Raw genomic sequence first — 8373 nt, 5'->3', positions numbered from 1 at the left:
CAACGCGGCTCCAACGAGAACACCAACGGTCTGCTGCGGCAATACTTCCCGAAGGGCACCGACCTTGCGGCCCACAGCCGCGAGCACCTCGACACAGTCGCCGCGGAACTCAACGGCCGCCCACGCAAAACGCTCGGCTGGGAAACCCCAGCCGAGCGCCTGCATAAACTGCTCGCGGCCTGATCAACACGACCACGTGTTGCGATGACCCCTAGAAAGCGCCCCGGTGTGCAGGGCCGTTTCTGCTTCACTCAGCCGGGTGATGAACCGCCTGCGGGACGAAACGGGGCACCCCGCTCTACGATGATGTTCTCGACACCATCCCAGGAGGGCCCGCCATGTCTGCCGCCGCAGTCGAGCACCCCTGTGACGATGAACCGGAACCGATGCTCGTGACGGCCAACCACCTCACGGAGCAGCTTCCGGGTTATCGCGTCGAGATCATCGGAGGCGTCATCACCGTGGCCCCGCCCCCGGACGGCCCGCACGCCAATGCACTGACCACACTCATGGTCCCCTTCCTGGCCGCAGGGCTCCACGGCGACGAGACCAGAGTCCTCCAGGCCATCGGCCTGTGGCTGCCCGGCGGCCCCGAGGACTACGCCATCCCCGACCTGGCCGTGGTGGACGCGGACTTCGACGAGCACCTGATCGGGAACAACTGCTACGACCCGGCGGTCTTCCGCCTCGTCCTGGAAGTGACCTCGGGCAACTACAAGAACGACCTGCGCAACAAGGTCGCCGCGTACGCCGAGGCCAAGATCCCGGTGTACGTGATCCTGGACCGCCGCCACGGCCGGCTCCACGTCCTGACGGAGCCCACCGGCTGCACGTACGACAGCCACGAGGTCTACGCCCCCGGCCAGCAGGCCGCGCTTCCCGCATCGATCGGTGCGGAGCTGACCCTGGATGTCGCCGAGCTCGTCGCGGCGGGCCGCAACCGCGCCTGAGGCGCCTCTCTATGTCCCCTCTCCCGTGACACGCACGACGAGTACCGCCACGTCGTCGCGTTGCGGGGCGTCCGCCAGTCCGTGGGAGAGCGTCTCCAGGAGCTGCCGCAGAGGCTGGTCGCCGTGTGCCGACAGGGTGGCCGCCGCCTTGGCGATGGTCGTGTCGATGTCGGTGTCACGGCGCTCGACCAGCCCGTCGGTGTACAGCAGGAGGACGCTGCCCAGGGGGAGTTCACACTCGTGGTCGTGGCGTGGGAGGCCGCTCGGGGCACCGAGCAGGATCAGGTCGTGCGGCTCCAGGGGCGAGACACGGCCGTCGGGCGTCCGCAGCAGCGGCGCCGGATGGCCCGCGTTGGACCAGGTCAGATGCCACCGGCCGACGTCCGCGTCGAGACGGGCGTGCACGGCGGTGGCGCCGGGGCCGAGCGGCAGCGCGTCGAAGGCACTGTCGACCGCGTCCAGCGCGGCGGCGGGCGAATGCGCCGAGTGGCCGAGCGTGGCCTGGCGGAGCATGCTGCGGACCTGGCCCATCACGGCCGCGGCCTGCACGTCGTGTCCGATGATGTCGCCGATGGACAGCATCAGGGCGCGCTGCGGGGTGTCCGGGAGCCGGGGCGGCAGCTGGTAGGCGTCGTACCAGTCGCCGCCCACCATGTCCTGGTCGGTCGCCGGCAGATACAGGGCGGCCATGTCCAGGCCCGGCACGGTCGGCAGTTCGGTCAGCATCGCCGCCTGGAGTTGCGCGGCGGTGCTGAGCCGGGTCTCGACGAACAGGGTGCGGTCGACCGCCTGGCTGGCGTATCCGGCCACCGCGGTGAGGGCGGCCTCCTCCGTCAGCGACAGGGTATGGGGGTGCGGCCAGCACCACACCAGCACGCCACGGCGACGCGGCAGCGGCACACACAGCACGGATCGGAGACCCAGCTCGTCGTACGCGGCCACGGCCTCCGGGCTGAAGGCGGCCGTGAGTGCCTCGCGGTCGGGGACGAAGACGGTGCGCTGTTCGCGCACGGCCTGGGCGCTGGGGAAACCCGCGTCCAGGTCGAGGCGGCCGGCGGTGCTCTCCACCGGCTTCACGTCGTCCGGGTCGATGACGCGCCACAGCCCCTGGCGGTCCGCAAGCAGCAGGCCCACGAGGGCCGGCTCGGAGGGGGTGGCGAACATACGGCGCAGACGGCGGGTGAGGTCCGCCAGATCGTGAGAGTGCCCCAGCTCGACGGCGGCACGCAGCAGCACCTCCGCGTGGTCGCGGTCCTGCCGGATCCGCTCGGTGGCGATCCGCAGCCGCATCTCCACCGAGCAGGCTGCGGCAAGGTCCCCGAGGTCCTGCAGCTCGTCCTCGGTCCACTGCCGGGGCACGTGGTCGATGGCGCAGAGCGACCCCAGGACATGCCCGTCGGCATCGCTCAGCGGCATACCGGCGTACGCGATCACCTGGAGATCGGGAATGGCCGGACTGGTACGGGTGCGCGCGTGCTCCCGGGTGTCCGGGATGATCAGCGGACGGCCGTCGATGACGACGTGCTGGCAGAACGAGTGGCTCAGCGGGGTCTCACGCCGTCCTGCCCAGGGTTCGGCGAGCCCGACCATGCCGGGGAAGACCTGCCGGTCGGTCTCCAGCAGCGAGACCAGCGAGACCGGGACACGGAGCAGCCGGGTGACCAGCCGCGCGAAGCGGTCCATGCCCGGATCGGCCGCCGCCGAGAGCCCAGCGAGCCCCAGTGCCTCCAGCCTCCCCAGTTCACTCACCCCAGGGCCTCCCCGTCGGTTGCGTGCCAGGAGCTCACGGCGTCCACAGCACCGTGTAGGACGACGGTATAAGACAATCCATGCCATGTCGTGATCAGTCATGGCACCCGACGGCCGCCGCCCACCGCTACCCGTCACCCCTGGGCGCGCCCCTGGCAGCGTCCCGCCGCCATCGCACCTCGCCGTCCTCCCACTCCCCCGTCGGCAGCAGCCCGGCGGCGGTGGCCACGGCGGCGGAAGCCGCGTGGTCCGGGTGGATGTGGGCGACAACCGTACGGACGGGGTCCCGATCCAGGTCCTGGCCCTGGTCCTGGCCCTGGTCCTCGCCCGGATCCAGCAGGTGCCGGACCAGGCCGGTCGCCGCCTCCTTGGCGTACCCCCGGCCCTGCCAACGGACCCCGACCACCCAGGCCACCTCCGCCCGCGCCCCGCGCACGGTCGCCTGGACGTAACCGGCCAGGCGCCCGTCGGTACGCACCCTGAGCACCCAGTTCCACCAGAGCTCGGCCCGGTCGGGCGAACCCGCACTCTGCCGCTCGTAGCGGGCCCGGAGGGCATCGGCGTCCTCCGGGGCACCTCCCGTGTGGACGTACAGGGCGGGGTCGAAGAGCACCACGGCCATCTCGTCCGCGTGCGAGACGTCGAGCGGCAGCGCGTCGAGGCGGGAGGTGAAGAAGGGCCGGGGAGGCCTGTGAGCCGGCATGGGCCGACTGTATGCCGGGCGGGGAGAGGAGGGGCGGGGGCTACTCGGTGGCGGGGTGGATTCCGGTGGTGACCCAAGGGCGGGCGACGCGGGCGATGTCGGCGTCGGCGGCCTGGGTGAGCGCGTCGAGTTCGAGGAAGTGCCGGGCGATGGTCAGCCCGAGGATGCTGCTGACGATCAGAGCGGCGCGCAGCTCGGCGTCCTCTCCGTCCATGGCGCGGGTCAGGTTGGCGACGCGCTCGTCGAGGTGCGCGCTCATCCGGGCCTTCGCCTCCGGGGCGGTGAGCATGGACCGCACCAGGGCCTTGGTCTCCGGGGGCAGGGGGGCGAGGCGGATGTCCAGGACGTCGTGCAGATGGGGCTCGACGTCGTCGGACGCGGACTCGTCCAGCTCGACGGCGGCGGCGAACAGAGCGGCCTTCGATCCGTAGTGCTGCATCACCAGCGACGGGTCCACCTCGGCGCGTCGAGCGACGCGGCGGATGGTGGTCGCCTCCAGACCGCGCTCCCCGAACTCCGCACGCGCGGCGTCGAGTATGCGCCGGGCGGTCGCCGCCCGGCGCTCGGACCTGCTCATCGGCTCACTCATGGAACGTCACTCTACGCCTGTTGAGCGAAGGTGTACGGTTCACTCCACGGTTCACTCCACAAGTGATGAGCGAAGGGGAGCCCACCACCATGAAGGTCATCGCGATCGAGGAGCACTGGAACAGCGCCGCCATCCGCGAGGCGCTCGACAGGCTGCCGGAGGGGGCGCGCGACGAGAGCGTCGCCTTCAACCGCATGGGCGACACCCAGGCCAGGCTTGAGGACATCGGGACGGGGCGCATCGAGGCGATGGACGCCGCCGGAATCGACGTCGCGATCCTGTCGGTGGTCACACCCGCCACCCAGGCGCTGCCGGCGCCGGAGGCGGTCGTCCTGGCCCGGGAGGCGAACGACGAGGCCACGGACGCCGTCCGCGCGCACCCGGACCGCTTCCGCGCGTTCGCGACGCTGCCGACCGGCGATCCGCAGGCCGCGGCCGCCGAACTCGAACGGTGCGCCGGCCTGGGGCACGTCGGCGCCATGGTCTTCGGGCGCACGGGAAGCCGCCCGATGGACGATCCCGCCTACGACGACCTGCTCGCCACCGCCGCCCGGCTGCACCAGCCCCTGTTCCTCCACCCGCAGATCGCATCGGACGAACTGCGCGACGCCTCGTACCGCGGCATCGACCCGCTGACCGACCTGGGGCTGGCGAGCTTCGGCTGGGGCTGGCACATGGAGGCCGGCCTGTCAGCGCTGCGACTCATCCTGCGCGGCACCTTCGACCGCCATCCCGGCCTGCAGCTCGTCCTCGGCCACTGGGGCGAGATGCTGCTGTTCTGGATGGACCGGGTCGACAGCCTCTCCGGAGTCGCGAAGCACCTCGATCGCCGGGTCTCCGACTACATCAGGTCCAACATCCACATCACCACGAGCGGCATGCTCCAGGAACGGCTGCTGCGTCACACCCTCGACTTCACCGACGTGGACCGGGTGCTGTTCTCCACCGACTACCCCTTCCACCGGCCCGACGCGACAGCGATCGGCACGTTCCTGGACGCCGTTCCCGGAGCCGAGGACCGCACCAGGATCGCGTCCGGGAACGCACAGGCGCTGTTCCGGCTGGACAGGTGAGGCCTTAAGGCACACTTTGCCCCGTTTTCCTGCACCATGGACATATGGACACGATCCGTGAGCTGGAGCCCTTCGTGAAGCAGTACACCGTCCTGCTCAGCACCCGCAGGCCTGACGGATCGGCTGCCCACACTCCCGTCAGCATCGCCGTCGAGGGCGACCACGCCTACATCCGTACGTTCTCCTCGGCCTGGAAGGTCGACCGGATGCGCAACCATCCGGTGGTGGAGATCGCCCCGTGCACCGTGCGGGGCGCACCGACAGGACCGCCCATGAAGGCATGGGCACGACTCCTGCCGGCGGACTCGAAGGAGAACACCCACGCGGCACGGACGCTCTCCCGGAAGTACCCGGCGCTCCACGGCGTGGCCGTCCCTCTCGCCCACCGGCTGAAGCGTGACCGCACGCTCCACTACGAGCTGCGGCCGATCACCGACGAGGACTGAACGGACCGGGAGCTGCGGCAGCCGGTCACAACGGCGCGCGCCCTACTTCCGGCGGCGCCTGGCCAGGGCGAGCGCCAGCACGACGACCCCGACGGCCACGGCGGCCCCCGTCGCGGTGCCCGTACCGCCCGTCCCCGAACCGCCGTCCCCGGACGACGTCCCGCCGCCCCCGCCGGACGGTGAGGCCGACCTGCCCTCCACGTCCACGCGCGCCACCTCGCTGTTCTTCCCCTCGGAGCCGAACATCATCGCCGAGCCGTCCGCCGTGTACGTCACCGACTCGGACTGCCCCTGGAGCGGCGCGCTCACCGCGTGGTCGGCGCCGAGCCTGCCCTTCGCGAAGACGTAGGCGCGGGCGCTGAAGTACGAGCGCAGCACCAGTTCCTTGCCGTCGGGCGAGAAGGCACCGTCCGTCACCCACGGCACCTCCCCCACACGCCGGAAGACGTTGTTCCCGCCGGTGGTCAGCTTCTCCGGGCCCTCGTAGAGCCCGCCGCCGCCCTCCCTCTTCGACGCGATGTACACCCGTCCGGTCTTCGGGTGGACCATCAGCGCCTCGGCGTTGCGCGCCCCGTCCGCGTAGGTCACGTCGAACTGCGTGGCCCGCACGGTCGCGTCGGCGAGCTTCTTCGGCTCGGGGAAGCGGTAGATCCAGACGTGGTCCCAGGTGCCGTCGAGGTTGTCGCCGATGTCACCGACGTACAGATTCCCGTCCGGCCCGAGCGAGATGGCCTCCACGTCGCGGGGCTCGCCCACGCCCTTCATGGTGATCGTCGCCACCGTCTTCCCGGTCCTGGAGTCCACGGCGTAGACGTACGGCCCGTCGTCGCTGTCGTTGTGCGTCCAGTAGATCCCCGGGTGGACACGGCTGGCGGCCAGACCGCTGGACTCGGTGATCCGGGGGTCCTCGATGGTGAAGCTCCGGTCCGCCCCGTCCCCGTCGTCCGCGACAGCGGGCGCCGGCCCCGTCAGGAACAGGAGGGTGGCGGCAGCGGCGACGGTCAGCAGCGATCTCATGGCACAAGTGTCCACTGTCACGTCGCAGGCCGGAGCAGTGATCAGCCATGATGTCGCCATGCGTTTTCTCTTCGTCGGCGACTCCATGACCATCGGGCGTTCCGGCGACTTCACCTGGCGCTACCGCATGTGGCAGCACCTCGAAGCGACCCTCGGCGCCGGTGGGTACGCGATCGCGGGCCCGCGTACCGGGTTGTACGACGCGGATGCGAACGCCCCCCTCTCCCACGCGTACGGCGACACCGCCTTCCCCGAGCCCGCGCGCCGGCACCTGGCCGGCTGGGGCGAGGGCTGGCTCCACATGGCCCCGGTCATCGCGGACACGGTCACGGCGACCCGCGCCGACATCCTGCTGGTCTCGCTCGGCCTGATAGACCTCGGCTTCTACACCGACAGCGCGCAGACGGCCGCGAACGCACGGGAGTTCATCACCGCGGCGCGCACCGCGAACCCCCGTGTCCGGCTGGTGCTGCTCCCGGTCATACCGAACGTACGGGCGGAGTCCGACGCACCCTTCGCCGCCGAGTGCGACCGCTTCAACACGCTGCTCGCGAAGGCCGTCGCCGACCTGGACACACCCTCGTCCCCGGTGCTGCTCGCCTCGCACCCCGCGGGTTACGACATCCACACGGACACCTACGACGGCACCCACCCCGGCCCGGCCGGCGAGCACAAACTGGCCGGCGCCTTCGCCGACGCGATGCACCAGGCCTGGGGAGTGGGCGGCCCGTACGCGGGGGCCCTTGCGGCTGCCTGAGCTGGGGCCCAGCGTACGGCGCGCCCCCGTGGCCGGAACCGGATCAAGGAGCCGGGCGTCCTCCTCACGTGCGGGCCTCGCGGGGAGGCCCCCGGTCGGGAGCGTGAGCGAGTGTCGACGAAGCGGGCCACGAAGGCGCGGGGCTGGAGCTGGAAGCGCGGCCGCCTGACCGCCCTGCTCTGCCTGCCGACGGCCGTCCTGCTCGTCTTCCCCGGCCTCGTCCCCAACACCCCGGGCCACGTGGGCAGTCTGCTGGAGACCTTCCTGCCCTGGCTCGGCCTGGCCGTCCCCGTCCTGCTGGTCCCGGCGCTCCTGCGGCGCTCGCTCCTGGCGTCGGCCGCGCTGCTGCTGCCCGTGGCCGCCTGGTCCGCCCTCTTCGGGAGTCTGCTGTTCACCTGGGGCCAGGCGCCCGACAGCACCTTCACCGTGGTCCAGCACAACATCAGCGACGAGAACCCCGATCCTGCCGCCGCCGCACGGTCGTTGACGGAGGCGGACGCCGACCTCATCGCCCTGGAGGAAGTGACGGCCCCGGCGCTGCCGGCCTTCGAGAAGGCCCTGGCCGCCGACTACCCCCACCACGCGACGAAGGGCACGGTCGGCCTCTGGTCGAAGTACCCGCTCACCGGCGTACGGCTGGTGGACATCAGGCCGAAGGGCGTCGGTGCGGGCTGGGACCGTGGGCTGCGGGCGACGGCCCGTACACCCCGGGGCGAGATCGCCGTGTACGTCGCCCACCTGCCCTCGGTGCGGATCGGCCCGACGAGCGGCCTCACCTCGGGCCTGCGGGACGAGAGCGCCGCCCTCCTGGGCAAGGCCGTCGCCGCAGAGCCGCTGGACCGGATGATCCTGCTCGGGGACCTCAACAGCACGGTGGACGACCGCGGTCTGGAACCGGTCAGTTCACAGCTGGACCCGCCGGGCCCGGGCTTCGCGTTCAGCTGGCCCGCGAAGCTCCCGGTGACCCGGATCGACCAGGTCCTCACCCGCTCGGCGGAGGTCACCCGCGTCCGGACACTGCCCACGACCGGCAGCGACCACCTGCCCATAGCGGCGGACATCAAGCTGCCCGACTGACGCCCTGACGCA

Annotated in this window: 9 protein-coding genes and 1 pseudogene; 6 read left to right on the top strand and 4 right to left on the bottom strand. The window is 71.4% G+C overall.

Going from position 1 to position 8373, the window contains the following annotated elements; translation table 11 throughout:
* Together AB0C75_RS21580 and AB0C75_RS21575 are read left to right on the top strand one after the other, a co-directional pair.
* A pseudogene (locus tag AB0C75_RS21580) lies at nt 1-183 on the top strand (IS30 family transposase); the annotation flags it as partial.
* A 155-nt stretch (nt 184-338) separates the two neighbouring features.
* A complete protein-coding gene (locus AB0C75_RS21575) occupies nt 339-950 on the top strand; it encodes a Uma2 family endonuclease (protein WP_362893158.1) in 612 nt (203 codons plus the stop codon).
* Nucleotides 951-959: 9 nt separating this feature from the next.
* On the opposite strand, the gene AB0C75_RS21570 is transcribed toward AB0C75_RS21575, so the two are convergent.
* From AB0C75_RS21570 to AB0C75_RS21560, 3 genes are all read right to left on the bottom strand, one after another.
* Nucleotides 960-2699, bottom strand: coding sequence for a SpoIIE family protein phosphatase (locus AB0C75_RS21570; RefSeq protein WP_362893156.1), 1740 nt, complete (start codon nt 2697-2699; stop codon nt 960-962).
* A gap of 127 nt (nt 2700-2826) precedes the next feature.
* Entirely contained in the window at nt 2827-3402 is a 576-nt protein-coding gene (locus tag AB0C75_RS21565) for a GNAT family N-acetyltransferase (RefSeq protein WP_362893154.1), read from the bottom strand.
* Nucleotides 3403-3442: 40 nt separating this feature from the next.
* Nucleotides 3443-3991 (bottom strand): TetR family transcriptional regulator, encoded by a 549-nt coding sequence (locus AB0C75_RS21560; RefSeq protein ID WP_362893152.1) that lies wholly within the window; start codon nt 3989-3991, stop codon nt 3443-3445.
* Nucleotides 3992-4056: 65 nt separating this feature from the next.
* Between AB0C75_RS21560 and AB0C75_RS21555 the strand changes: the two genes are divergently transcribed.
* Together AB0C75_RS21555 and AB0C75_RS21550 are read left to right on the top strand one after the other, a co-directional pair.
* Complete coding sequence (locus AB0C75_RS21555; RefSeq protein WP_362893150.1) at nt 4057-5064, top strand: amidohydrolase family protein; 1008 nt, start codon at nt 4057-4059, stop codon at nt 5062-5064.
* Nucleotides 5065-5108: 44 nt separating this feature from the next.
* Nucleotides 5109-5510 carry a PPOX class F420-dependent oxidoreductase gene (locus AB0C75_RS21550; protein ID WP_362893148.1) on the top strand — a complete coding sequence of 134 codons (402 nt, stop codon included), beginning with the start codon at nt 5109-5111 and terminating at the stop codon, nt 5508-5510.
* A gap of 42 nt (nt 5511-5552) precedes the next feature.
* Here the strand turns inward: AB0C75_RS21550 and AB0C75_RS21545 are convergent, their stop codons facing one another.
* Nucleotides 5553-6527, bottom strand: coding sequence for a WD40 repeat domain-containing protein (locus tag AB0C75_RS21545; protein ID WP_362893147.1), 975 nt, complete (start codon nt 6525-6527; stop codon nt 5553-5555).
* On the opposite strand from AB0C75_RS21545, the gene AB0C75_RS21540 reads away from it, so the two are divergent.
* Nucleotides 6526-7284 carry a GDSL-type esterase/lipase family protein gene (locus tag AB0C75_RS21540; protein ID WP_362893145.1) on the top strand — a complete coding sequence of 253 codons (759 nt, stop codon included), beginning with the start codon at nt 6526-6528 and terminating at the stop codon, nt 7282-7284. The genes AB0C75_RS21545 and AB0C75_RS21540 overlap by 2 nt on opposite strands.
* Before the next feature lie 111 nt (nt 7285-7395).
* Nucleotides 7396-8361, top strand: a complete 966-nt coding sequence (locus AB0C75_RS21535; RefSeq protein WP_362893143.1) for an endonuclease/exonuclease/phosphatase family protein — start codon at nt 7396-7398, stop codon at nt 8359-8361.
* Nucleotides 8362-8373 lie beyond the last annotated feature (12 nt).

Source organism: Streptomyces sp. NPDC048565, from assembly GCF_040650935.1.
Lineage (GTDB): Bacteria > Actinomycetota > Actinomycetes > Streptomycetales > Streptomycetaceae > Streptomyces.
This window is presented reverse-complemented; position numbering and strand designations above follow the sequence as displayed.

What these genes read in the sequence shown, in the direction of transcription:
- AB0C75_RS21560 (WP_362893152.1), bottom strand. Translation starts at nt 3,991, where the DNA reads ATGAGTGAGCCGATGAGCAGGTCCGAGCGCCGGGCGGCGACCGCCCGG.
- AB0C75_RS21540 (WP_362893145.1), top strand. Translation starts at nt 6,526, where the DNA reads ATGGCACAAGTGTCCACTGTCACGTCGCAGGCCGGAGCAGTGATCAGC.
- AB0C75_RS21550 (WP_362893148.1), top strand. Translation starts at nt 5,109, where the DNA reads ATGGACACGATCCGTGAGCTGGAGCCCTTCGTGAAGCAGTACACCGTC.
- AB0C75_RS21575 (WP_362893158.1), top strand. Translation starts at nt 339, where the DNA reads ATGTCTGCCGCCGCAGTCGAGCACCCCTGTGACGATGAACCGGAACCG.
- AB0C75_RS21555 (WP_362893150.1), top strand. Translation starts at nt 4,057, where the DNA reads ATGAGCGAAGGGGAGCCCACCACCATGAAGGTCATCGCGATCGAGGAG.
- AB0C75_RS21565 (WP_362893154.1), bottom strand. Translation starts at nt 3,402, where the DNA reads ATGCCGGCTCACAGGCCTCCCCGGCCCTTCTTCACCTCCCGCCTCGAC.
- AB0C75_RS21545 (WP_362893147.1), bottom strand. Translation starts at nt 6,527, where the DNA reads ATGAGATCGCTGCTGACCGTCGCCGCTGCCGCCACCCTCCTGTTCCTG.